The following is a 25,105-nucleotide window of genomic DNA, read 5'->3' on the forward strand; positions in this document are numbered from 1 at the left end:
TATGAGATACTGTCAACCAAAAGAGACATCTACCTGTTAATTTTACCCATCATTTTTAGAACTTTTTTTAGATTAATTGAGACATTACTGTGAGGTCCCCACTATTTGCGCCGGCAACATGCCTGCTATTGGAAATCCTGGATCTGATCTTGCTCAGCCCTACCGGTGTAATGCCTAAATAAGAAGCAATCAGGTACTGCGGTACCTGCTGCAGAAGCGCCGGCCGTTCTCTCTGAAGATTTAAATACCGCATCTCCGGGCTATCATGCTGAAAAGAAAATAAACGGTCCGTCATGCGGCACAGGTAATGCTCCGTCATTCTCCGGGCAATACGCTCAAAAACAGGACTAGACTCGTATAAAAGACTAATATCATTATAGTGCAGTTCCTGCACTTCTACCTCTTCCAGCGTTTTAATGTGGTACCTGCTGGGTTCCTGGCAAACAAAACTGCAATAGTCACCCGCAAGATCTCCTTCGTCATAAAACTGAACAACATTATCCCCTTTATGATCTGCCAGATACTTGTAACATATTCCGCTGGTAATAAAACAAAGTTTTCTACATGTTTTACCGGCATTCAGCAAAAAATCGTTTTTTACGATCGATCTTGTTCTGATCAACGGGCTGATCTGATCTATCAGTCTCCTGTCGCAGGAAGGCGTGAATCCGAGTATGAACTTCAGTAGCGTACTCATAATAATTGGCTGTTGTTAACCAATAGAGACACACTCTGTTAAAATTTACCCATCACCGGCAAAAATTATTTCGGATATGTATTTTTTATATATTAATGACCGGAAAGGAAATGGCCGGACTGCCTTAAACAGGGAATTGCGCTGTTAATATCATTGTTCATTTTGTACCATCTTTGGGTTGGCATCCATTTCGCGCTGGGGTATCAGTAACACTACCCTCTTGTCTGTCGGGAGCACTTCGAAGGCCGTATCCGCATCTATTGCAGGCCGCACCATAGGTAATCCATTGCGATAATCATCGAATCCGCTATGTCCTTCGAAACAAAGCTCCAGGCGCCGTTCCCGGATAATATCTTTTTGGAGCTGCGCCCTGTTTGAATAAAGCAGTGGTGGAAGACCGGCACGGGTGTGTATAACATTAACGGCATCCAGGGCTTCTGTGGTATTGTCCATTTTTAAAAGGGCTTCCGCCTTGTTCAGATAAACTTCCGCGAGCCGCAGATGTATAAAGGGAGCGCTCTTCCTTCCATATTTTGTAGTTACTGCGAAGGAGATGGTTGTCCAAAAAAAATCGCGACGGTAATCATGTTCCATAAAAGCCTGCAGAAGAGAGGGTGCAGCCTCCAGCAATGCGTTGAATGTATTCACACCCAGGTTATTATTAACATCTATATAGATAGAAGCAAAAATGGTTTCAGGATTATTGTATTTACCGTTATATAACAGGGTATCATATGCTTTTCCCTTCAACAACTGAAACTTCCCTGCGTTAATCACTTTGTTGGCATACAGCAAAGCCTGTTGATTGATATCCTTATCCGGCGTATCATATGTGCCGCCCATATAGAGATACACCCTCGAAAGCAAAGCCCATACGGCCGGCCTGGTGGCAAATGCGTTAGTGCGCCCAACATCCGCCGCCATTATACTATCTGCTGTCTTAAGGTCTTCGATGATCTGTGCATATACCTCGCTTACGGTGCTGCGGCCCGGAATAAAGTTTATATCTGTATTATTTTTAACTATAACACCGGGGTTCATTTGCGGGCGCTGGTAGTAAGGGCGCCCGAACAGCCTTACCAAATTAAAATAAGTATACGCCCGTAGGAAATAGGTCTCTCCTTTTGCGTGCAGCAATAAAGCGCTGTTGGCTGGCGGCAGGTCGGTAAACTGTTTGCTTTTTTCAAAACGTGCCAGGCCTTCCAATACCCTGTTACAGGCAATGATCAGCGTATAAGCGCCTACCCAATAGTCTTCCGCTGACAAAAGACCCGGATCCCGGCTGTAGCTGAAAATATCCAGGTAGTCGAAAGGGTTGATGACAGGCATACGAAATGTATTTCCTCTTAGTTCATTCAACCAGTATAACGCGCTATTGTTATTTCTTAGCAGCATGTAGTTGCCATTCACTGCTTCCATAATACCTTCAAAGGAAGATAACTGTTGTTCGCTGTCCGTCCAGTTATTGTTGGTTGGAACAACATCCAGCTGCCTGCGGCAAGCAGGAAAAAACAACAACAGAAAGAAGATGTAACAGTATACTACGCTTTTCATCACCTTTTATTTAAAACTAAAGAGCAGGCCTGCCGCATAACGCCTGGGTAAACCGAGGCCGCCGCCCACGCCGCTAAAAGAACTATACAGATCACCGCCAACATATGCGCCTTCGGGGTCCACCTGCGTAAAGTACTTACTGGTAAAAGTATGAAGATTATCGATGCTCAGATAAATTCCTGCTCTTTCTATATAACGGTTCAGCCAATTTTCCGGAAGTTGATAATCCAGCCGGATATTACGTATTCTCAGAAAACTGTTGTTTTCATAGAAATAAGAATTCCGGATATCAGCAAACAACTCAGTTGTTTGTGTTGCTGTGGAGGGTATATTCGCGTCTTTATCTCCCGGGTAACGCCAGGGATGCTGGAACGGCGCGTAGGCCACCCTGTTCAATGCGCCAAAGCCGAGGCCTTGTGCGTCTGTCGCCTGAAACAGCATCCGTTCAAAGTTCAGCGAGTGCGTTCCATATACAAATTCGGCCAGGATACTCAATGTAAAGTTTCCATACTTCAGCGTATTTGAAATGCCCCCGTTAAACCTGGGCGTTTTAGTGCCCAGTGTTTGGAGGCCCTTTCCATCCGGCCCCAAAGCTTCTTTTATACCGGCCACCTTTTCTATTTTGATAATATTCCCATTCCCGTCTCTCACCGGTTTTTCAAACAACGGCTTCCCGGTTGCAGGGTCCACCCCCGTATAAATAACTCCTTTCAGGGTATTAATATCTTCTCCCGGATATAAATAATATTGATCTATCTCGGGACTTCCGGCGTCCGGCCCATACCCTGCCCTCAATGCTCCGCCATATACGCTTATGATCCGGTTTCGATTAAAAGTAATATTAAAGCTGCTGGACCAACTGAATTTATGAGCGGATATATTTTGCGTATTCAGGGTTAACTCTAATCCGTAGTTGCCCAGTATGCCGGTATTACGGAATTGCGCCGACATATTACCGGCAGCAGCCGATTGCGGCACTGCCTGGATCAAATCAAAGGAACGTTTCCGGTAATAATCCAGGCTAACCGTTATACGGTTCAGCAACCCCACATCCAGCCCTATATTTAATATACGCGTGGTTTCCCAGGTCAGATCCGGATTACCTGTCTGGAATGGGTATACGCCGGGCGCTCCATTGTACCTGTCTCCGTCAAGGCCCAAAATACCGCCCGGTCCATAAATGGTTCTTGTAAGCAGCAGATTTCCGAGCTGTGATCCGCTCGTGCCAATATTTACCCTCAGCTTCAACAGATCAACCGCTTTCCACGCCTGCATAAAAGACTCCTTATTTATTAACCAGGACGCCCCTGCCGACCAAAAGGCGGCATTCTTGTGTCGGGGGCCAAACTCAGATGAAGCATCATTACGCAAAGAAGCGCTGATGAAATACCTGTTCCGGTAACTATAAGCAACCCCGCTAAATAAAGAAAACATCCGCGACTTTCTTCTTCCGCCATAGATATCCTCCCAGGTGAGGGAAGGATTATAATCGGGGAGTAATGCCAGCTGCCGTGCTCCAATATCGGATAATATCCTATAACTTTTTGAGATCACCGGGTTCAACACCTCCGTGTTCAAACCACTTTTTTCACTAAAGAACTGTTGGTATTCCTGGCCTGCTAAAAACCGGAACCAGTGTTTTTCATATGTCCGTTCAAGGACCAGGGTGTTTGAGCTAATGAAATAATCGCTGTTGTTCCCACTGGTCAATAGAAAACCATTACTGTCCTTACCATATTCTTTAGCCGTAAACGAACGCGGGTCCGCATAAAATTTCCCGTTGCCCCGCATAAGGTTACCCGCATTACTGGAGGAGATCGTGAGCCAGTCGGCAGGCCGTAGTGTCAGCTTTATGTTTCCCCAGAAATTTTGCTGCTGGTAACGTTTGGTATTATATTGCCGCTCAAATAAGAAGTTAGGCTGTTTTTCAAGCGGCTTACCGATCGGGTTCAGGAACGGCCTTAGTTCCCCATTTTCGTCGTAAGGCGACAACCAGGAAGGCATCTTATACAAACCCGGAGCTACCACCGGCTGCGTTTCATGATCAAATATACCACTCAGTCCAGCCTTTAGCGAAAACATCCGGTTAAAGTCGTGATCAAGGTTCAGGCGAAAAGACGTACGTTTGAGGCCATTATCCTTTAATGTTCCCTGTTCATCATAATGGCCTGCTGAAAAATAGTAGCGGCTCCGGTCATTGCCGCCACTGGCAGATATATTTGTTTCCTGTAAAAGGGAGCGCACATAATAATATTTACTCCAGTCAAATGCGTGCGCGATCGTTTCTTCAGTTGGCAACGCCTTATTCAACAGTTCCTGGAGGGAATTAACCTCGAAATCCGACCTCCATATACCCTCATAATAGGCCCATCCCTGCGTGAAAAGCTCTGTTCTTACGTCGTATAGCTCGCGCGCATTCATCCACCTGAATTTGCCCCGGTTGGGGTAATTAAGCCCAAACTTTGTTTCCAGGTCAATTTTTATCTTTCCCGGCTTACCCCGCTTGGTGGTAATGTCTATAACACCTGCCGCCGCCCTGGAACCATAGATGGCTGTTGCAGCCGCATCTTTCAGCACCGCCAGCTCTTCAATGTCCCTGGGATTAACAGCATCTTTCAGTTCCGAATAGGGGGAGATAATTCCGTCAACAACTATTAAGGGCCCGAATATGGTGTTCGGGATCACCGGGTAACGATTACCATCCCTGTCCTGTGCCTGGATGGCCTGTGTTCCTAACAGGGTACTCTGCCCCCTCATCAGCATTTTCCCGCTTCCTCCGGCAGGATTGGCAGAAAGTTGTTCAGTGATATAGAGGCCCGCCACTTTCCCTTTGATCATTGATGTTGCATCGGCACTGGTTACGCCCTGGGTCAGGTCTTTTCCTTTCAGTTTCGACAGCGCACCCGTAAGCTCTTCAACGCGTTTAACCGTATACCCTGTTACTACGGTGGCACCCAGGTCTACAATATTTTCCTCCAAAAGGATGGTCGGCAGTGTTTCCCCGCCTGCTGTTACCTGCCGGGTCCTGTAACCAATAAGACTGAAACTGAGCTGATCGCCGGGAGAGGCATGAATGCTATATTCCCCTTTTTCCCCGGTAATATTGCCGGTACCATTGTTATAATTGCGTATAGTGACGCCTGGCAGGGATGCTCCCATCTGGTCCACTACCCTGCCGCGAAGTAACCGGCCTGTTTCAGCAGGCGCCGTTTGGACCGGTGAATGTGAAGACGGATGTACATGTACGACCTTTGCTGTGAGATCATACCGAAGAGCGGTCTCTTTTGTGAGAACATCCAGCATTTCAACCAGGGTTCGTTTTTTCGGGGGTAAGTAGACCTTTATCCTGAGCTCCATTATTGCAGGGGGGTATAGGAAAAAAACATTGTACTTTTCCCCCACCTTTAGAAAAACGGTTGCAAGGTCGGCTCCATCAAATCCCAATGCCAATCGATCCTGAGCAGCCGCCTGCCGGTATGAGAACAGGATAAGGCATACGTATAATGACCAACATGGAAATTTTTTGATCATATTCCTGACAAGGCTGTTGTATAAGAATGCTCAGTCCGCTACTGCTGTGCCCCCACGATCTCCAGCACATCTCCTTTCCTGCTCACTTTCATATTCAGGATACCGGCAAGCACTGTTTCCAGCTCCTGTACCGGGGGCGCTGTTACTGATGCGGTAATCCTGTAACGAAGCAGGGAGGAATCTTTCACAGTTATCGTGCAGTTATAAAAATCTTCAATCTGTTGTATTGCCTGGTCCAGGGGGGTATTGGAAAAAACAAACCGTTGCTGCCTCCACGCACTGATACTAAGAGAATCTACGGCTTTGTGCAGTATGGGCGCTGTGCCCGGTGCAAACTCCAGCATTTCGCCGGGTTTAAGCAGCACGGTGTCATATGGTTCCTTTCTGAAGCGCACAAGAACGCTTCCATGCGCTAACATAACATTGGTGGCTGATCGACGGGTTTTTACATTAAAACTGGTACCCAATACCTCCAGGTCAAGTTCCGGGGTATGTACAATAAAACTATGCGGAGTTATTGAAGCGCTATCTTCAAGATGCCTGACATTAAAATAGGCTTCTCCTTCCAGCCATACTTCCCGTTTGGCGGCGCTATTGAAATTCTTACGGTAAGTAAGCCTGCTATTTGCATTCAGCATAACAGCCGATCGATCGGCCAGCACAAACTCCCGCACATCAGCGCGGCCGGTCTAGATGGTAAGGCTCCTGCTGTTCATCCACCACATTCCCAGCGAAAACAGTATTATAACCGCTGCAGCAACGGATATCCACCTCCTTACCGGAGACATACGGCGTACAATTGTTTCAGGTGCTTCCGTACCGGCTTGTATATTTTGCCAGATCCGTTGGTACCGGGCATGATCCGGGGGCGCTTCCACAAACTTCAGCCGGCTAAGCAGCCTATGTGCTTCTCTCACCTCTTTTTCCTTCTGGGGATAGGTGTATATAAACTTTTGCCAGAATTCCCTGTCCTCCGGAAGATCCTTCTTCACCCACTCCTGGAAACTATCATCTGCAAGAAAGTCGTCCATCTCATATCCCGCGTAAGCCTCTATTGAATGATCATTTTTCATAAATCTGTCCAGCTACTATCGTTTGAAGATATGGTTATATAATTCAAGAGAAAGACACCTTACCTGAACTGTTTTACCCTTCAGTAGCGGCAATTCTTCAAAAAAAGACCCGATGCCCACACAAAGGAACAACACCAGCGTAACGATCACCATTTCCCGCAACTTCTCCAGCCCCCTGAAAACTGTTTTATAGGTAGCTTTCACAGAAATGCCCATAATCCCTGCGATATCATCATAAGAAGCATCCGTATAAAAACGCAGGTACAAAGCCTCCTTCTGCCTGGCAGGCAATTGCTGCCAGGCTTTTTTTAACTTTTGATCCGTTTCAACTGAATGTTCTTCCATGATCAATTGCGCTTCAAAAGACGGCTCTGCATCAGCCACATATTCCTCTTCCAATTCGCTATGGGCACGTTTGACTCTCTGGGATAATTTTCTGAAAAGAATATTTCTGAAAGATTTAAGCAGGTAGTACTCAGCAGAATCGGGCGCAGCCAGATTCTCCCGTTTTTGCCAAACGCGAATAAAAAGATCTTGTATAGTATCATCGATCAGATCATCTTCCCTGGTAAACTTTAGTCCATAGTTAAATATGAGATGTACATATTTCTCATAGAAATAGGTTAATGCACTCATATCACCTGATTGTAACAGTCGCCATTGACGATGCTCCTCAATGTTTTGATTTTTAGGCATTAAGGTCAGTGAGTTTTTCAGTTTAAAGCTAGTATATTTAACATATATAGCCCAAATTTACATAAGTATAAAGCTACGACCAATCAGCCTCTCTATCCTGATAAACATATTATTATAAGAAATTAATTAAACGAATTTAATGAAAATAAGAATTTATTAGCGTATTTATAGAAAGTCTTTTTTGCACATATTAAATGTTCGTGTTTTATCGCCTGGATTAATGCTCCACCACCGCGCTTTCTGAAAATTGTGCTGTCTTTTGTCCCGGCCAGGAGGGCCAATTGAATTATTATACTAGTTTAATGATCTTTTATCCGGCTAAGCATAAATTGAAAAAAAATTCAATCTTATGCAAAACAAAAAAAGACTTCTCCGTCTTCCGTTGGTAATGCTTTCGTACGGTATACTGGCAAGCGTCTCCTGTAATAAAGCCTCCAAGGATACTTCTCTTGTTATTAAAAAACCGGTGGAACAGGCCACCAACGCTTCTAATCCGTGGAAAGGCAAAACCGGCCTGATGATCGCGGCAGTAGAAGCGAACGACCATTATTTCGCCAATGTGCTCTGCTATAAGGACACGGCTGGCAAGTTTATGTTTGACATGGCCTTCCCATTTTCAGCCAATATTAATATTGATCAAAGAAGTGTGTTGCCTGACCCTACTACTCCCGGTAAAACCATTTCCAATACGAATTATGGTAAGGCATACATACAATATAACGCACAACATGTTGCTATGATGAAGCCCGGAGGCGTTTTTGACAAAGTAAAGGCGGCCGGTATGCCGGTAGGACTGTCCATTCTGGGTAATTGGGACGAGGCAGGATGGGATAATTTCAAAACGCTTGCTGACGCTACCGCTTTTGCCGGCGTTGTAGCCAAAGAGGTGAGAGAAAAAGGATTCAAAGCCATACTTGCGGATGATGAATATTCACGGCACGCTTCCGGCGCCCACCCATCATCATATGTGATGGTCATGTCTGAAATAAAACGGTTGCTGCCCGATATCTTTTTATGTTATTATCAATACGGCGCCGGCGCTGTCCCTTATACAAAACCTGATGGCACTACTATCAGAATGGGAGATGTAGCTGATGCCATTATTTGTCCCTACTACCCACAATATCCGGACGCAGACTATTTAACCACCTATGGGTTCCAAAAAAACAAATGGTTTGCTACCGCCACAGAAGATGCATATAGCACTGACTATGCCCAAAAAGCAAAGGCTGATGGCATTGGAGGCATGTTCTTTTTTGATGTGCGGGGCCGGTCATCATCTCCCAATGTTTACAGGCCTTTTGCCCAAAAGCTAAAAAACATGAAGCTTGCCGATCCTTCGGGCTGCCTGTACGAACGCGAATTTTCAGGTGTTAACGACCAGGTACGGTAGTACCATCCGGATCTTTAAAAGTCCCGGATGATTAAATGAGGAAAGCTAATAAAAAACGGGATAGTCTTTCGACTATCCCGTTCAGCGAAAACCTATTACTATTTATCCGGATTTAACAGAAACAGGTTAATTTTTAACGCCTGTATAGGTAACTATACTTTTAGCGGGTACTACAACATTAAATGTACCGTCGGTATTTACAGGGACAATGCCGGATTTCCAGTGACTGCTACTGGCGTCGCTTGTAAGGTACCCTGTCAGACTACCGGATTTAAAACCCGTCAGGCTTAATGTACAGTGCTGCTCCCCATCTCCCGTATTGATGGCAACTATGGAAAATTTACCGGTTAAGGGATCTTTGAAGGCTGTTATCCGTAAATCGGGATTGGGTTGTGTTGCTCCCATCCTAACATACCCCGCGCCTATATAACGGGAGAAATTACCCATTACATCGTACAGTTTGGGATATGTCAACGGCCCGGTTGACCCATCTCCCCATATCAATGCTTCATTATTCCTGTTATCTAAAAGTCCAAGCCAGAAAGTATAGGCACTTGCGTTGCCTGTTGTCAGGGCATTGAATATGTTTATACCAAGATGCAGCCCTTCAGCCATGGATGCATCCGCCGGAGCCATAGCATCTGAGGCTTCTGTTACCCATACAGGTTTCCCTGATACCGCCAGTGAACCGGGCTTCAGGTCAAGAAGACCACCAGCTTTACCACCAGTTCTCCATTGCTCCCCTGCATCGGCGGCATCTGAATAAGTATGCGTGGCATAGATATCAATATTGCTTTGATCCATCGGGTCCTTTCCGAAGAACGCCTGCTGAAAACCCGACACAATAGCATTAGCTGTTTCCTCCAGAAATGATCCGGAATTATGCAATCCAAACCCGTTCAGGTATGCATCAGAGGTTTTCCAGGAAGCAGCTTCGGGAGATAAGATCTTCACATTTGAAAAGCCTGAACTGTTTAATACCGGCCTTAAATTATTCGAAATAAACTGTCCAAGCTGTTTAGGCGACCAGACACAATTTGCCCACTCCGCAGCGATATTGTCTGGTTCGTTAGCAGGGCTTACACCATAAAAGCGGATACCTTCCTTCTGATACGCCCGCAAAAATCCCGCAATGTAGCGTGCATAACTGTCTGCCGAAGTCTTAAAATTCAGTGTATTAAACAGGGTGTCGGCGCCGGTGGCAAAGGAGTTACCATTTCTCAGGAAATCAAGCATGCCGGTTGTGTCCTCATGATTAATAAGGGCGTTAATAAACTTCACAAGTTGCATCGTCCCTGGTTTCTCCGATTTGGGATTAATCCGCATAGCAAGAGGAGGACTCCATGCTGAGGCATACATGATAGGCACATTATAACGTTCTTTTGCTTTCTTCAATATCCACAGTTGACTGAGTTCCTGTTTTTTTAACCAATCCAGTTCTCTATACGCAGCGTTCTGGGGATCTGTCGTAATATTGACATTGGAAGGATGCAGCGCTACATTCCAATTGGATGGATTGTAAGAATAAGTCCACAAAATTTCTCCACGGATCATATTCAGGCGAAGCCCATTATCGCCGAACAAATTTGCAAGAACAGTGTCTCTATGGGTTGATTCGAAAAACGGTATAGCCCTTCCTGCAAACACGCCAAAACCCTGAATGTGCTGATAAGTTGTATTCCAGTCCAAGGTTGCACTACTATTAACAGCGGGCTTGATCGTACCGGGAACATCATCCAGCCGAAAAATGCCTGGTTTGCCGCAACCTGATGTCATTAAAACCACGGCTGCGTATATCAGCCACAAATTTCTAAACATTTCCAGTTTCATTTTGATTATTTTTAAACGATAAAGAATCAATTAACCTGAATTAGCCAAATTCGAATAAATAGCATTCAGCGAAGGACTTACGGAAGGCCACAGACATTACGAGACAATTACAGTCCCGGCAGACTGCCAGCCTTTATTTAAATGAACGGCCTGCGCTGTTTTTGCCTGCCGTTTAGTATAAATTGTAAAACCGGAAAAACTGAACCGGCTCTCTGCATGCAGAAGGTGTCTCATTTTGGGTCTGTCATTTTTTTCAACCTGGTCATTTTCAATATTGCTGTCTTCTGAAGGCATAACCGGACAGGATTGCCCAGAGATGCATTCCAGGCTTTCATCATGGCTTAAATTCTCTGAACAGGGGCTACACAAAACGAAAAAAAGGAGTTTTTTACCACCCCGGTAATAAATAACAACTGAACATTGACGGATATTTGATGATAGCCCTTTTCCAGGAGCGTAAGGTCCTTCAGGCAAACAGGGAAAGACAGCAGCGCTGTAGTCTTTAACAACGTGGAAATACCTTCTTTTCTCAGCATCGATACGTCAGGTTAAGATAAAGATTCTGGATTATTCATTCTCCCAAAGAATGGAGCCCATCATAAAGAGACACTCAATTCGATTTTTTACCCTTACGGGAAAAAAATTCCGAACCATTTGTCCTGCCTCATCTTTTCCAACCCGTTCTTAAGAAATAGGCAGATAAGCTATTATTTTATGAAGGCCATTCCGGTATTCTCTCACGGTTTTAAAAGAGCCACTCCCCCAATAAGTTCTCATACGCCGGAAATTAGCATCTTCAATGTGATCTGTGGTCAATGTGACATTTCGGAATATAGGTTAACCAATAAGCAGGGTATGAACATTTGTGCAACAAATTTGGTGATTATTAGCATTGTTCCATTTTTAAATATGCTTTTTTTGCTTCTTTAACCAAATAAACCACGATATGAAAAAAGAAAACCCACTGACAAAAGTAACCAGGAAGGTTGCTTTTGGCGCTGCTGCAATCGTTGTGCTTGCAGGCTCTACAATTTTAACGGGCTGTAAAAAAGAAGCAAAGACCCAGCCCGATATAGCTGGTATTGAACGTCTTTCGAAAACTGAAGTCGCGGCCCAATCCTACCAATCGGGTACGCATAACGGCTTTTTTTGGTCACTTTGGAAAAGTGATGGTGCTACCGGTACAGTTAATTACGCGAATGGCCCTGGAGGAAATTACAGCGTTAACTGGAACGGATTCAACGGCAACTTTACGTGCGGTAAAGGCTATTCTGTAGGTTCTGCATCCTACAAAATAGGATATAATCTTGGTATTTATTCAAATTCCGGTGGAGGTACTTTCGGCTGGTATGGATGGAGCAGAAACCCTTATTATGAGTATTATGTGAATGAAACATGGGGGGCAGTATCACCGCATACCGGCACTTATTTAGGGACGTTTGAAAGCGATGGTGCAGGTTATAACGTATGGACCCGTTGGGTGACAGGTAAAAATATTGATGGTGGTGATGGCTTCAGACAGATCTATAGCTCCAGAGTTACAAAAGTTACTACCGGACAAAACCGCGTCATTACTTTTGCCAACCACTATAACAAGTGGAGTAGTTTAGGGTATACTCTTGGCCAGTTAAATATTCCGGCCATTATGGTTGCAGAGACATGGGGCACTAATACTAATGGCAATATTAACTGTACCATTTGGGCGCAATAAACATTGGTTTAAATTAATAACAGACAAATACTGCCGGGCTTTCTGCCAGGTAGTATTTGTCTGTTATTTCCTATCACTTCTTACCTGGATTAAGAATACCACTTTAATATACTAACAATTAGTTATGATGAAATCAATACCCTATTTACTTGCATTTTTGATTTTTTCTCTTTCTGCCTGCGATTCACCGGATCCTAAATATATTGAAGGAAACAGAAAATTTCTGATCGGAAAATGGCATAGATTCTCAATGGCAAATGGGTATAGCGAATTTGATATTGATTCGCAATACATAGTTTTCTATAATCAGAAAGTTGGCCGGTTCGGGCTTCCTTACAAAATAGAAAATGATTCTTTGAAATACCTTACGAATCACTACGCGGCTAAGATTACAGATTATGGTGATTCTGTGCTTCTTGAAGGCAACGATAGCACTAAAGCTACTTTATATAGGTTTAAAGAACCGCCTGCTCCTTTTAAGACAATCCCTGAAGTAAAAGATTCTTCGTCATTTGCATTATACATCGCAGGCTTCGATAAAAGATTAACCCGGGAATTTGAGAAAGCCGGAATAAAAATTTCTGATGGTACGGAAAAGCGTGAGGAACCTGCGTATCAAGAACTGTTAGAAAAAAGCAATAACAAATAAAAAAGTGGGAGTGTAAATTGACGCGCATAACACGGTTTGGGCTCACAATTGGTTATTGTATAAAGAAAGCTGAACGAAGCAATTTACCGGCTTTATCAGCTCTGCCTATTTCCCGGCCATTTTCGCGGGTGTGCTGGACGACGGGAAAAAGCGATCGCACTGCCTGTGAGCTAATGCAAAAACCATCGTCTCCAAAGCCGCTATTTTTAATTTTGCCTCTGCTAATGCCTTTTCTAATTCTACTGATTTTGGATCCGATGAGCCATCCGGGCTGGTTGGCATTTGTTTCATAATAGATGGATTTATAGCAATTAAAGCCATATCCTCCTGTCTGTACTGCAGCTGCCACTTTTTTATAGTATCCCGTCCTTTAATTTTATATGCCGACATGGCTTGCTGTACCGTCATGCTACCTTGTTCAATATGACGGAGAATGTTTCTTTTTTGCTGGTCTGTAAACGACGCATTTTCTTACGCTGATAGTCTTCTGAACCATAAAGGCAAAGGTGCCAAATTAAGGGAATGTTAAGCGTATGAAAATTGTTCCTGGAATCAGACCGGTTTGGATTCGATTTCCTCTAAATCCATTTGACAATCTGATTCATTGTATGTATATTCAAAATAATTCAAGTATTTTAAAATTAAACCTAACTAACAATAATGTCCAGACTTATCTTATCATTTTTGCTTTTATTCGCTTGTTCTGTTGCATTTAGTCAGGAAAAGCGATCCGGAAAATCCCCAAAACACAACATTGCTGTTGCAGAAAAGGGGTTAATTAAGATATCCGTCATGTATCCATATGCCGAGGGTAAAACTTTCAATATGGAATACTATGAAACTAAGCATATGCCTATGGTTGCGGGTTTTTTAAGGTCAAATCTGGTTAAATACACTATTGAAAAAGGGCTTTCCAGTGGTGTTCCTAATCAACCTTTACCTTTTATGGCTATTGGCACTTTTTATGTAAAAAGTTTAAGTGAATATCAAGCAGCCATCGCTCCAAACAGAGATGCGATCCGCGCAGATTTTGCAAACTATACCAATGCCGCTCCTATCATCCTGGTAAGCGAAGTCATAAAATAAAGCTAACTTATTTTATGAAGTAACGTGCAGGCGGTGCGTAGCCGCTGGTTCGGTTAACAGGGTTGGGTGATCAAAGCGTAGAAATTGCGATGATGGTTACTCCGGACGATCCGTTTACATTACTATATTATTGATTGCCGTTAAGGGCTGCGGCAGATCCTTTTCGCCCAGCATCTCCCTGAGGTCTATTTCTATATTCCGGCTTATCTGGGTAATTGGTATATCATTGGCATTCCCTTCAAATGGATTTTCGGTGGACTCTCCGATCTGTTCCAGGACAAGAAAGACCCAGCCTAATAAAATGCTGAGCGGTACAGTAAGCCATACAATATTTGCACCCAGTTTCTCTGCAAGTTTTGAAAGTTCGCCTATAAAACCCAGTGGCAGCAATAAGCAAAAAGCCTGGGTAAAGTACAGGTTGATACTGGAAAACTGGCGTGGGTATGGGAAATTCTTGATGCGTTCACATTTACCCTGATGATCAAGCAAGTCCCTGAGCTGGTTTTCCAGCGCCACATAATTGTAATCGCTGATCGTTCCCGCCTCGTTCAGCTCCTTTAGTTGTGCGGACTGAACTGCAATCAGTTGTGTTGCCCGGTTTTTGGTATCCAGGATGTATTGCCGTTCGTGTTCCGGTAGTAAGCCCTTCAGCTCTTCATCCAGGCTGCTTTCCCATTCAGGGACTTTATAGTACTTCAGGTATTCCTGGTTATAGCTCCGGGTTTTAACGTTCTCCCAGCTTTTAGTTTCACGCAGCTGAAAGCGCAGTGCGGTAAGCCAGGCAAAATGCCGGTAAATAATCTGCTGGTGCAGAGTGGCATCTTTTGCCTTATCCCGGGTGCGTATAAAATCCCTGACCATTATCCCCAATGCCCGGCTGCTATTGATGATAGCGCCATATACCTGTCTTGCCTCCCAGGTACGGTTATAGGTTTGCGTATTCTTAAACCCTGAAATAAACGCAGCCGATGTACCTAATAGGGCAATAGGTACCCAGGGCAGGGCCAGCCATCTCCAATCCAGGAAATAAAATAATGCGGTAGGAATAATGCTTATGAAAAGCATTTTATAGATCTTCGTCCGGGTCCAGGGGATGAAATGATGAAGCTTATAGTAACCTGCTGTATTCATGATGCTTTGCTATCTGAAGAAAATTTACTAATCAAGATACCCACCAGCACTACGGTATAAAACTGACCTGCAATCCCGATAAAAGAGGTGATCAGCTTAGTAGTGGGCAGGTTGGGTGTAATATCGCCAAAACCAATACTGGTAAAGGTTATGGAACAGAAATATACCAGATCGATAAATGTATGGGCAGGCGACGAGGTATCGACCCCTTTGAATGCCTGATGATTCTGGTATTCAAAATACTGTAACAGGAAAACGGATATTTCTATTAACAAAAAATAACCGCAGGCCGACGCCGAGATAATATCCGTATTAATGTACCCCGGTTTTACAAGAAAATGTAATACCTCTATGAACAGGAAGCAAAAAAACACCACATAATTAATATTCAACACGGCAAAATACCAGGTAACATTCTTGAAGAACGGGATACCGATGGGTAGTAATAAGACAACAACAAAATGCAGGTTACGGAGCCAATGTTTCCAGCTATGCTTCCCCGTGAATAAGAAAACACTACCCAGACCCAGTATCAGCATGTTCGCAGGCCAGATAACCCTCGTATAGAAATCAAGATCGGTAAGAAAGATACCAATAAATAAATGCTGGAGTAATACCAGCAGAAGTATTTCGTATTTCCTGCTTTCAAGCCTTTTTACAATATGCATAACTATTTTCCATATAAAAATGCAGGTTAAACCCAGGACAATGCATCCCAACAAAACAAATATAAACGGTTTCAGCTGATTAACAACCCGGGAAAGCGGCGCCTTTACCCTGGGAGATGTTTTTATGTATCACTATGGGCAGGTACCGTATTCAATCTCGGTATGCCGCAAGGGTAGATCAGATCTTTTTATATGACAACTCCCTGTCAATTGGAAGGGATGGAAGTACGCCCGCTATGTACAATAACGATCAGGACTACTAACTTTTTAAATCGCCCAACACTTTATTAAACAAGTTTAACAATATTCTATTTGGTTAGGTATAATTTACAGCGGTACGTTCACCCTTTAAGTAATACATCTTAAGTAATCTCGAGTCAACCCGAAACATAATACTCTTTTCCTTCACTCATTCTTTAAACCATGTATCAAAACGATTATGGAAATAAGTTGGTAGCAGCCTTACCAAAACATTTAAAGCAGTACACTGTAGATCAAAAGTATAGCCAGTACACAGCAATAGACCACGCTGTGTGGAGATATGTTATGCGTCTTAACTACTCCTATCTCAAGACGGTAGCGTATTATCCATATATAAAGGGCCTCGAAGCTGCAGGACTATCGACGGAGCGTATACCTGACCTGCAGACAATGAATGATAAACTATCCTTATTAGGATGGGGCGCAGTAGCAGTGGATGGGTTCATTCCGCCCGCAGTTTTCATGGAATTTCAACAATACAATGTCCTGGTCATTGCTGCCGATATCAGAACGCTTGATCATATAGCGTATACGCCATCTCCCGACATTATCCATGAATCTGCCGGCCATGCTCCTATAATTGCAGATGTCGACTATCGTGCATATCTACAGTATTTTGGAGAAATTGGTTCTAAAGCGATTATCTCCTCTAAGGACTATGAACTTTATCATGCCATAAGAAAGTTGTCGGATTTAAAGGAACAACGCGGCGCCAGCGAAGCAGATATTTTAATGGCCGAAGAAGAAGTCCACTTTTGTTTTCAAAACCTGGGCGAGCCATCAGAAATGGCAAAACTTTCAAGATTACATTGGTGGTCCGTAGAATATGGGCTGATAGGGACATTAGATGATTATAAGATTTACGGTGCTGGTTTGCTGTCCTCGGTTGGAGAAAGTTATAGCTGTATGCAACCAGATGTAAAAAAGATAGTTTATGATATTAATGCCGCTAACCAGGCCTATGACATCACTAAGCCGCAACCACAGTTATTCGTTACGCCCAGCTTCCAGAATTTAATTGATGTATTGGAAGAGTTTGCTGGTACAATGGCATATAGAATCGGTGGGTTAGAAGGTGTCAATAAGGCGATTGACAGCAAAAGTGTAGCCACTGTTGTCTACAGTTCCGGCTTACAGGTTAGTGGCATTTTTAAACATGCCTATTGTGATGACGCAGGTAAACTATCCTTTATTAAAACAGGTAGTCCAACAGTGCTATCCTATAAGGGGCAGCAACTACCCCTTCACGGAAAAGACAGGCACCCTGATGGTTTTTCTTGTCCGGTAGGGTTTCTTACCGGGCATATAACACTTGAAGATTTAGATATGTCGGCACTTGGACGCCTCGGTATTATCGCTGGCAATCATGTTACGCTACAATTTGAAAGTGGAATTTTAGTTTCCGGTATCGTCATCACTATCCTCCGGCAGGAGAATAAGAATTTGCTGATTAGCTTTTCAGATTGTGCTGTAATAGATACTGTTTCCGGAGAGTACCTGTTTAACGCCGATTGGGGACCGTATGATATGGCTATTGGGCATAGCGTAGTTTCCGTTTTCAACGGTTATGCCGATCCCGAAAGTTACGAGCTTTTCGACGTCCCCGCCAACGACACCAACCCCGGGCCATATGATGAGAAGACAGTTAAGTTGAATGAAATATATCAATGCATCCGGGATTTGAGAAATAATCCGGAGGATAAAGCGCCGGCGTTTTCCTGTTGGCGGATGCTGAAGAATAAATTCCCCGACGATTGGCTCGCGCCTCTGGACCTACTGGAGATACTGATACCGGATGATCGATTTAAAACCCTGGCCGATGAAATCCGGCAATATCTGAATGATTTAAAACAACGGTCTCCCCATAACCGGAAGTTAATAGACGACGGTATGCATATGCTCCCTTCATCTGGTGATATCAAACGAATGTCGGAAAGCGGTGCCGGCGAATACCACGCGCCCGATAGTGGAATATAAAACGAAGAATCGTTTTACACCTATGCATAACAACCATTACTCCAATACCGAACAATCTATCAGGGTGGCCGGCAGGCTTCTGATGTATGTATTCACGTTATTGGCAGCCGTGGTGCTGTTACTGGCAATTTTGTTATGGGTTAACACCGGCAACTTCGTTTTTACCAAAAAAATCTTCATAAAAGAAAAACGGGAAAAAACCGGAGCTATCAAAGAGGATTCTACAGTCAATGCTTATAGCGAAGTGGTAGGGAAAACGCCGTAGAATTATTGGAAGAACGCATCAATGGTTGCTTTGAACGCAGCATGAACGGAAAGGCGATTGATGTGAATAGCAAAGAAATGCGCGCAATTGTTACTTACATTAAGCATTTAAGCAGAGGTATTCCGGTGGGTGCGCGTATCCCGACAGGGCTTTATTGATTTTAAAATTCCTGATCGCGCTGCCAACCCGAAGAAGGGCGAAATTCTTTATTAAACTACTTATGATATCGCAGCCTTCGTGAATAGCCATGAACGCCCGTCAAAAGCAAATAAAGAGCTGGACTATCCTGATTTATCCAGGAAACCGATGGACTGGCCTTACCCGCCTATAACGATTCGATTTCACAACAGCAGCATCCGTACGGGCCTTTCAATTTTTCAAAAAAGTAAACCAGAAAAAAATCAAATGATCCTTTTGAATACCCCCTGATATCAAAAACGATCAAGCCACCCTAAAACAAATCTGATGAAAGCAGCACTACTCATTTTTATCTGCTCCATTACTTTTATGGTCATTGCCGATAAAAGCACAAAGGAAAAAGAAGAAGTAATTACAATTTTACAAACTTCGGATATTCATGCCTTCCTGAACACACATTCGGAACTATTTGTTGAGCATGACTCCATCGTATTTCGTGATGCCGGCGGTTTGGCGAATATTAAAACACTGGTCGGTATTGCCCGGAAGGAGAACCCTGAGGGAACGCTATTTATTGACGGAGGCGACTTGATCCAGGGCAGTGGAGAAAGCGTACTTTCCGAAGGGAAAATATTTCCTCCACTCATACGTGAAATGAATTATGACCTGCTCATTCCGGGAAACTGGGAAGTCATTTATGGCAAGCAGGCCATGCTGAATATAATGAATGACTACAGGACCCATGTGATTGTATCCAATATGTTCCACGAGACTAACAACGACCCCATTTTTCCTCCCTACTGGATTACCAGTAAAAAGGGAATCAAAATAGGTTTCATTGCGTACAATGATCCGGAAGTACCTGTTCGCCAGAACCCCGGTTTCAGTAAAGGTCTGAAATTTTCCAAAGTGGAAGACAATCTAAAAGTGCTCATTACAGCACTACGGGTAAATAAAAAGGTAGATGTACTATTTCTGGTAACTCATATTGGAATATCAAAGCAGGTCCTGTTAGCGGATAATCCGGCAGTGGAAGGCGTCGATTTTATTCTGGGAAATGATACGCACGAACGTATCCGGAAACCTATTGAAGGTAAATATGCCAAAGTAGTTGAACCCGGATCGTTTGGATCGTTTGTTGGAAAGCTGGATTTGAAAATAAAAGACAAAAAAATTGTGGATTACGACTATGAATTGATTGAAGTCAATCCTGAGAAGTATCCTGCCGACAAGACTATGCAGCGTTTGGTGGATCAGGCTAAAGCTCCTTATAAAGAAGAAATGCAACGAATATTAGGCTATACAGCGACGCCGATGTATCGCTATCTGGTCGTTGAGAACCCGATGGACAATATGATTACCAACGCTCTTTTATGGAAATCCGGCGCTGATTTCGCTACGTCCAACGGATTCCGTTTTGGGGTGCCGATTGTTCCTGATGAAAGTGGCAGGAAGGCGATTACCAAGGAGGATTTGTGGCGATTGCTGCCTGTAAATGAACACATGAAGGTAGGAGAAGTTACCGGGCGGCAAGTCAAAGATTGGTTAGAAAAGGAAATCAACAATGCTTTTTCAAAAAACCCTGGCGAACGTTTTGGTGGATGGCTGGTACGTTTTTCGGGAATGACTTTAAAATTCGACAGTTCAAGGGAAATGGGTGAACGCGTTTTGGAAATTACCATCAATGGCAAGGCTTTAGACCCCTACAAAACCTATAAAATGGCTTCCTGCAACCGTACTGGCGAGCCTCTTCATATGTTGTGCCGAATGCCTAACGCCCAAAATGTAGTTATCAAAGACTATACGCTGCATGATGCAGTAGAAGAATACCTAAAGGTTAAAGGCACTGTTAGTCCTAAACTGGATGGACGTTGCATAGCTGTGGATTTAGGACCGAAGACCTTTTCACAAATGTCGGGAAGGGGCTATAGATTCAGATAGAATCCATCAGGGCTGACGACTGTGGACTTTCGTCAATTTTTCATAATGTACCCCTCATTTCCCAGCCGTTTTATACGCTCATAAAGGAGGGTCTTGGATATGTGCAACAAGTCTGACGGCTCTTTCACGTTCAGCTTAGCATTATCCTGCAAGGCACTTAAAATAGCCAACCAACAGGCGTTGTTGCCAATACCTTAAGCATCTTGCCTACCACCCCGGGCAAACAGCTGGGAAGTATTATAGGACAGGTTTTCCGATGTGGCCCAAAAATACAGTACATACGACCGATGGTAATAAAAAGGGCCCACCTCCCGGTAAGCCCTCTCTGCTGATAACCAACTATCTCTTAATTCCGATTCTTCTCCTCTTTCTTCATTTTCTCCAGGGTAGTTTCATAGTTCTTTTTCTCTTCACCATTAGCTTTGTTCATGGCTTTTTCTTCCCAGGCCAGGGCGTCAGCCTTTTTGCCGGCTTTGTACAGCAGGTTGGCGTAGGTGTCCATAAATGCGGGCTTCTCATTTTCTTTGAAAGAACGTTTGCTCCATTCCAGGGCCTGTTCTAAGTATTTCTGATCGTTGCATTTTTTAAAGATGATCCGGGCGAATTCGTTGAGTGTCTGCGGCTCAGCTCTGTTGCCGTATTTTTTCATATAGGTGTCAATATTCGCTATCGCGCTATCACCGTCTTTTTTATCACTGAAATACTGGATTTTGGTTTTCAGTACCAGTCTTTCTGCAATGGACGGATATTTAGCCTTTGCCTTTTTTTCGATGGCTGCCCAGTCGGGTACAGTATTGCCTTTGGTACGCAGTGCAGCGTCTACTTCCTCCTTACCGACTATTTCCATTAATTTAGCTTCTGTGGTACCAAGCTTGTCGATAATGTCGGGTATTTCGGTACGCTGTTTGACGTCGAAAAGCGCAAATCCTTGGGGCATGAAGGTAATAGCATGTGCAAAATCAATGTTCTCGGGTGTGTAAAGATCGGTCTGCTGTGCAAGGTAGGCTCTGGCTACCGCTAAAGCATTTCCATCATCACCTGCATTCTTTGCCATGTAAGCCAGCTTACGCAGGAAAACAGTGTCTTCCTGACCGTTTTTGAACTTTCCCAGCTGGAAATAATACTGTTGATCAGGGTCCAAAGAAGCAGCACATTCCGCGAGGAACTGGTCCGCGTCTCCTGCCGCACCTGCGTGGCGGTCAACGATGGTACCATCCGGTGAAAAGATCAGGTGGGTAGGATAACAGTTGATACTATAGTCTTTCTCCAGCTTTAGAGCATCATCATACCATTTTTTCACCTCTTCGTCGTCTTTGGGGGTCCGGTCCATCTGTACCTTCACATTGAGGTATTTGGCATTCATGAACTCTCCTACTTTTTCCTGCGGGAAAATGTTAGCTGACATAGCCTTACAAGGGCCGCAAAAGGTGGTGAAGCAGTCCACGAAGATGTATTTGTTCTCTGCTTTGGCTTTTGCTTTGATCTCTTCCCAGGACAAACCATGCTCGAAATGCATCCCTTTTTCCTGCGCCATAGCAGCGAATGGCAACCAGAAGGTTAATAATAATAATTTTTTGATCATAAATTTAATGTGTTGGTTTGGTTTTACGACTTGAAAGTAGGGAACATACCCTGCAGCGATGCCGTGAAAGGCGAGAGCGGCGGTAATTACGCACCGGCGTATGTTGAACAGAAAAAGGTTTTCATGGGCATACTTGCAAAATAGCTGCTGATATCTGATGCGCTGACCCTATAAAACGCTATGGATGCGGTAATCCCTTTCTTATGAAAATCACCGGCATCGGCACTGGTCCGCCTCTTAACGCCGCTTCTGCCAGGATAAATTAAACGCTGCAAAGGTGAATTTCACATAGGCGTTTCAGCGTGTCGGGCTGGTTCTTGTTGCCGGTTTCAGTGCACGCGCAGAAGTGTCAAGAAACGAGGCGGCACTCATGCTGCCATGTCCCACGTGCACCAATTTACCCTCGGGAGAGAAATACAGATACGTGGGATAAGACCTCACACTGTACTTTTTCTCAATGGCTGCTGCATCGGCGTACCAGCTTTTTACCGCCTCGTTGTCCGCGGACGTTTTGTCCATCTGTACTTTCACCGATACAAATTTTTCCCTGAAGAAGTCACCGACTGCCGGCTCGGAGAAGACCTCGGTGCTCATCTTTTTACAGGGACCGCACCAGGTGGTGAAACAATCCATAAAAATAAACTTGCCTTCTTTTTTGGCTTTCTCCTTCACCTCTTTCCAGCTCAGGGCATGTTCAAAACGAATGCCCCGATCCTGTGCCATGGCGGCTAATGGTAACAAAAAAACTAACAGTAACATTTTTTTCATCATACATCAATGTATTGGTTTGATTTTTTACAAAACTAAGTTAAGGTCCTATATCCTTTACGTTATAGCCTTCATTTTTTAACAACGGTTTAAAATAGCCCTCCGGCGGCGTATGTCTATTATTTTATTTCCTTCCGTTTGGTTTCAGTTCCGGATTCATCTGTATCGGCTTAGGCACAATGAGGAACAGGTAGTGATCCTCATTGTGCCTAAACGTATAGGTTTGTCCGTTATAGGTATGCCTGCGTGCTTTTGCAAAGCGCGGGGTCTTTGCCGAGGACAAAACATTCATCCGCCAGAAAACCTTCCATCAGATAACCTTGATAGTTTTTCCCCATCATCCTAAAGAGACAATGGAATACAAAATTTACCCTCATTTTCCGAAAATTTTTTTAGAAAAATTTTTTAACGGCATTGCAACAGGTATAACAACACAAGCAGGGAGAAGTCGCCGGATTGCTCTCGTAAGCGTTCCAGCGCACGATAGACGAGTTGGTATATACTGCCTGTATTGATTTGCAGGATTTCTGAATCTCTTCATATGACAGAGCTTCGGAAAATTTCAAAAAGATAGCCTCCTGTTGCAGGTGCGTCTGTGTACCAATCACAGCAGCGGTCAGTTGTTCAATATCTACTATGGGTTTTCGCACCGGTCTTTTTTACCTGAAACAATAGGACAGTGAACTGGAAATTTACAAAAAAATGACACCGGTCTCTGGCCAAAACTTAACATCCACTGCATCATTAACAAAAAGAAGTGGTGAAACTACAAGTATAGAGCATAATATGCTTATGTCGTGGCTGCCGATATCTCTAAGACTTGCCATTGCGTAGCAAAATGGTGTTAAATGCTAATACTTGCATTCCTGTCGAAGTTGTGGTAACCATTTCACGGCTGCTACATCGAAATATATTGTCTCTGCCTAAACTGAATGTCAAATGCATGCGGAAAAAGAACTAGTCACACTCCTTCGGCTGGGAGATAGCGATGCCTTAAGCCAGTTATACTTCATGCACGTAAAGCCGCTCAGCTATTTTATCCTGAAAGCGGCCAAATCAACAGTACTGACGGAAGATGTGGTTCATGATGCTTTCATTAAAATATGGGACCACCGTAGCAGGTTGGACCCTGAACGGTCTTTTAAAAGCTACCTGTACACAATAGCTCGCAGGACGCTTATAAATCTCTTTGACCGTATGCACCGGGAAGAAGATATTCTTACTGAAATTAAAAAGTACGAGATCACGAATCCTCTTTCTACAGATCAAATACTACTTGCAAAGGAAACAAACAAGCTGTTGAATGACGCGATTATCAGTCTGTCTCCCGGATGCCGCAAAGTCTTCATCCAGTGCAGGATCAACGGGTTAAGCCACAAACAAGCCGCGATGGTGCTGGGCGTGTCTGAAAGTACTGTTAATAACCAAATGGGCAAGGCGCTCAAAAAAATGAAAAATTTTTATACAGGATTGTAATCAATCGATATATAGTCAATATGGTATAGCTAGATAAATTATGCGAAAAGATTTTTACCAGTGTAGTTATGGGATCTTTTTCATTTGTATAGGTACAGAACAGTTAGCCACCAGGGCGATATTTTATCCGGCACATATGCCGGCCGGCCAAATGGTGTACAACAACCCTGGAAATGGGCAGTCATTCTCTCCTGGGCTGGCAGATGGCAGGTTTTGCCTGCCGACCCTGGAAGCCGCCCTTGTGTAGAAGAACAATGAATTTATGTTTGACTGTGAACCGATTGAAGTCAGTATGAAGAGGATCAGCCGTTGGTATGATGTAGAAATTATTTATCAGGGCGAAAAGCAAACAGAAAATTCATAGAACCAATTTCAAAAACCAAAAGTATCGTGGACGTATTGGCGCTGCGGTCCGCTACCATTGACGCTCACTTCACGATTGAAAGGAGTACTATTTACGTAATGAAATAACCACCAGTCATTACAATTTATTTCCCGGGGAGCCTTCGCGGTCGGCTAACCATATAGAATCAGCGATTGAAAAATAAAATCCAACCAAAATTAAAAGTTCATGACGCCCACAGACGGTAACTATTCGAACAACCTGACGGCAAAAGAGGTACACTGGCAGGCCTTTCATAAGAAGCACTTGTACCAGTCTTTCCAAAACAGGAATTA

24 protein-coding genes and 1 pseudogene are annotated in these 25,105 nt (G+C 43.8%); 10 read left to right on the top strand and 15 right to left on the bottom strand.

Annotated elements, in window-relative coordinates:
• Positions 1 to 67: 67 nt before the first annotated feature.
• The 7 genes and pseudogenes from ABIE50_RS25085 to ABIE50_RS25115 form a co-directional block, all read right to left on the bottom strand.
• Positions 68 to 697, bottom strand: coding sequence for a Crp/Fnr family transcriptional regulator (locus ABIE50_RS25085; RefSeq protein WP_209858419.1), 630 nt, complete (start codon positions 695 to 697; stop codon positions 68 to 70).
• 150 nt (positions 698 to 847) lie between these two features.
• On the bottom strand, positions 848 to 2,251 hold the full coding sequence (locus tag ABIE50_RS25090; RefSeq protein WP_209858416.1) for a RagB/SusD family nutrient uptake outer membrane protein: 1,404 nt from the start codon (positions 2,249 to 2,251) through the stop codon (positions 848 to 850).
• 6 nt (positions 2,252 to 2,257) lie between these two features.
• On the bottom strand, positions 2,258 to 5,554 hold the full coding sequence (locus ABIE50_RS25095; RefSeq protein WP_209858414.1) for a SusC/RagA family TonB-linked outer membrane protein: 3,297 nt from the start codon (positions 5,552 to 5,554) through the stop codon (positions 2,258 to 2,260).
• A 266-nt stretch (positions 5,555 to 5,820) separates the two neighbouring features.
• Positions 5,821 to 6,201, bottom strand: a complete 381-nt coding sequence (locus tag ABIE50_RS25100; protein WP_354028296.1) for a FecR family protein — start codon at positions 6,199 to 6,201, stop codon at positions 5,821 to 5,823.
• A pseudogene (locus ABIE50_RS25105) lies at positions 6,193 to 6,459 on the bottom strand (FecR family protein); the annotation flags it as partial. The pseudogene ABIE50_RS25105 and the gene ABIE50_RS25100, both read right to left, overlap by 9 nt.
• Positions 6,460 to 6,471: 12 nt before the next feature.
• The gene (locus tag ABIE50_RS25110; RefSeq protein ID WP_209858403.1) at positions 6,472 to 6,855 is read right to left on the bottom strand and encodes a hypothetical protein; all 384 of its coding nucleotides are present in this window, start codon (positions 6,853 to 6,855) and stop codon (positions 6,472 to 6,474) included.
• A gap of 15 nt (positions 6,856 to 6,870) precedes the next feature.
• Positions 6,871 to 7,551, bottom strand: a complete 681-nt coding sequence (locus ABIE50_RS25115; RefSeq protein ID WP_354028166.1) for an RNA polymerase sigma factor — start codon at positions 7,549 to 7,551, stop codon at positions 6,871 to 6,873.
• 349 nt (positions 7,552 to 7,900) lie between these two features.
• Here ABIE50_RS25115 and ABIE50_RS25120 point away from each other — a divergent pair, with 349 nt between their 5' ends.
• On the top strand, positions 7,901 to 8,944 hold the full coding sequence (locus ABIE50_RS25120) for a glycoside hydrolase family 18 protein (protein WP_209858399.1): 1,044 nt from the start codon (positions 7,901 to 7,903) through the stop codon (positions 8,942 to 8,944).
• Between the two features lie 126 nt (positions 8,945 to 9,070).
• Here the strand turns inward: ABIE50_RS25120 and ABIE50_RS25125 are convergent, their stop codons facing one another.
• Positions 9,071 to 10,633: a glycoside hydrolase family 30 beta sandwich domain-containing protein gene (locus ABIE50_RS25125; protein WP_209858397.1), complete on the bottom strand. Its 1,563-nt coding sequence runs from the start codon at positions 10,631 to 10,633 to the stop codon at positions 9,071 to 9,073.
• Between the two features lie 237 nt (positions 10,634 to 10,870).
• A complete protein-coding gene (locus tag ABIE50_RS25130; RefSeq protein ID WP_209858395.1) occupies positions 10,871 to 11,068 on the bottom strand; it encodes a hypothetical protein in 198 nt (65 codons plus the stop codon).
• Positions 11,069 to 11,720: 652 nt separating this feature from the next.
• Between ABIE50_RS25130 and ABIE50_RS25135 the strand changes: the two genes are divergently transcribed.
• Together ABIE50_RS25135 and ABIE50_RS25140 are read left to right on the top strand one after the other, a co-directional pair.
• Positions 11,721 to 12,485 carry a glycoside hydrolase family 11 protein gene (locus ABIE50_RS25135; protein WP_209858394.1) on the top strand — a complete coding sequence of 255 codons (765 nt, stop codon included), beginning with the start codon at positions 11,721 to 11,723 and terminating at the stop codon, positions 12,483 to 12,485.
• Between the two features lie 124 nt (positions 12,486 to 12,609).
• Positions 12,610 to 13,134, top strand: coding sequence for a hypothetical protein (locus tag ABIE50_RS25140; RefSeq protein ID WP_209858392.1), 525 nt, complete (start codon positions 12,610 to 12,612; stop codon positions 13,132 to 13,134).
• Positions 13,135 to 13,239: 105 nt separating this feature from the next.
• On the opposite strand, the gene ABIE50_RS25145 is transcribed toward ABIE50_RS25140, so the two are convergent.
• Positions 13,240 to 13,542: a hypothetical protein gene (locus ABIE50_RS25145; protein ID WP_209858390.1), complete on the bottom strand. Its 303-nt coding sequence runs from the start codon at positions 13,540 to 13,542 to the stop codon at positions 13,240 to 13,242.
• Between the two features lie 252 nt (positions 13,543 to 13,794).
• Here ABIE50_RS25145 and ABIE50_RS25150 point away from each other — a divergent pair, with 252 nt between their 5' ends.
• Complete coding sequence (locus tag ABIE50_RS25150; RefSeq protein ID WP_354028167.1) at positions 13,795 to 14,220, top strand: EthD family reductase; 426 nt, start codon at positions 13,795 to 13,797, stop codon at positions 14,218 to 14,220.
• Positions 14,221 to 14,334: 114 nt separating this feature from the next.
• Here ABIE50_RS25150 and ABIE50_RS25155 read toward each other — a convergent pair whose 3' ends face one another.
• On the bottom strand, positions 14,335 to 15,351 hold the full coding sequence (locus ABIE50_RS25155) for a bestrophin family protein (RefSeq protein ID WP_209858388.1): 1,017 nt from the start codon (positions 15,349 to 15,351) through the stop codon (positions 14,335 to 14,337).
• Positions 15,348 to 16,019, bottom strand: a complete 672-nt coding sequence (locus tag ABIE50_RS25160) for a potassium channel family protein (RefSeq protein WP_209858387.1) — start codon at positions 16,017 to 16,019, stop codon at positions 15,348 to 15,350. Before ABIE50_RS25160 ends, ABIE50_RS25155 begins: the two co-directional genes overlap by 4 nt.
• 423 nt (positions 16,020 to 16,442) lie before the next feature.
• Between ABIE50_RS25160 and ABIE50_RS25165 the strand changes: the two genes are divergently transcribed.
• The 4 genes from ABIE50_RS25165 to ABIE50_RS25180 all read left to right on the top strand — a co-directional run bounded on the left by ABIE50_RS25165 (position 16,443) and on the right by ABIE50_RS25180 (position 20,601).
• Entirely contained in the window at positions 16,443 to 18,257 is a 1,815-nt protein-coding gene (locus ABIE50_RS25165; RefSeq protein WP_209858386.1) for an aromatic amino acid hydroxylase, read from the top strand.
• 22 nt (positions 18,258 to 18,279) lie between these two features.
• Positions 18,280 to 18,522: a hypothetical protein gene (locus ABIE50_RS25170; protein ID WP_209858385.1), complete on the top strand. Its 243-nt coding sequence runs from the start codon at positions 18,280 to 18,282 to the stop codon at positions 18,520 to 18,522.
• Positions 18,523 to 18,527: 5 nt separating this feature from the next.
• Complete coding sequence (locus tag ABIE50_RS25175; RefSeq protein WP_354028168.1) at positions 18,528 to 18,680, top strand: c-type cytochrome; 153 nt, start codon at positions 18,528 to 18,530, stop codon at positions 18,678 to 18,680.
• A gap of 307 nt (positions 18,681 to 18,987) precedes the next feature.
• On the top strand, positions 18,988 to 20,601 hold the full coding sequence (locus ABIE50_RS25180; RefSeq protein ID WP_209858384.1) for a bifunctional metallophosphatase/5'-nucleotidase: 1,614 nt from the start codon (positions 18,988 to 18,990) through the stop codon (positions 20,599 to 20,601).
• A gap of 32 nt (positions 20,602 to 20,633) precedes the next feature.
• Here ABIE50_RS25180 and ABIE50_RS25185 read toward each other — a convergent pair whose 3' ends face one another.
• The 3 genes from ABIE50_RS25185 to ABIE50_RS25195 form a co-directional block, all read right to left on the bottom strand.
• Positions 20,634 to 20,771 carry a winged helix-turn-helix transcriptional regulator gene (locus ABIE50_RS25185; RefSeq protein ID WP_209858383.1) on the bottom strand — a complete coding sequence of 46 codons (138 nt, stop codon included), beginning with the start codon at positions 20,769 to 20,771 and terminating at the stop codon, positions 20,634 to 20,636.
• A 176-nt stretch (positions 20,772 to 20,947) separates the two neighbouring features.
• Complete coding sequence (locus tag ABIE50_RS25190) at positions 20,948 to 22,183, bottom strand: thioredoxin family protein (RefSeq protein WP_209858381.1); 1,236 nt, start codon at positions 22,181 to 22,183, stop codon at positions 20,948 to 20,950.
• 297 nt (positions 22,184 to 22,480) lie between these two features.
• Positions 22,481 to 22,954, bottom strand: a complete 474-nt coding sequence (locus ABIE50_RS25195) for a thioredoxin fold domain-containing protein (protein ID WP_209858379.1) — start codon at positions 22,952 to 22,954, stop codon at positions 22,481 to 22,483.
• A 936-nt stretch (positions 22,955 to 23,890) separates the two neighbouring features.
• Between ABIE50_RS25195 and ABIE50_RS25200 the strand changes: the two genes are divergently transcribed.
• Together ABIE50_RS25200 and ABIE50_RS25205 are read left to right on the top strand one after the other, a co-directional pair.
• A complete protein-coding gene (locus tag ABIE50_RS25200) occupies positions 23,891 to 24,427 on the top strand; it encodes an RNA polymerase sigma factor (protein WP_209858377.1) in 537 nt (178 codons plus the stop codon).
• A gap of 262 nt (positions 24,428 to 24,689) precedes the next feature.
• Positions 24,690 to 24,791: a DUF4974 domain-containing protein gene (locus ABIE50_RS25205; RefSeq protein ID WP_354028169.1), complete on the top strand. Its 102-nt coding sequence runs from the start codon at positions 24,690 to 24,692 to the stop codon at positions 24,789 to 24,791.
• Positions 24,792 to 25,105 lie beyond the last annotated feature (314 nt).

The organism is Chitinophaga sp. OAE865 (genome assembly GCF_040546735.1).
GTDB lineage: Bacteria > Bacteroidota > Bacteroidia > Chitinophagales > Chitinophagaceae > Chitinophaga > Chitinophaga polysaccharea_A.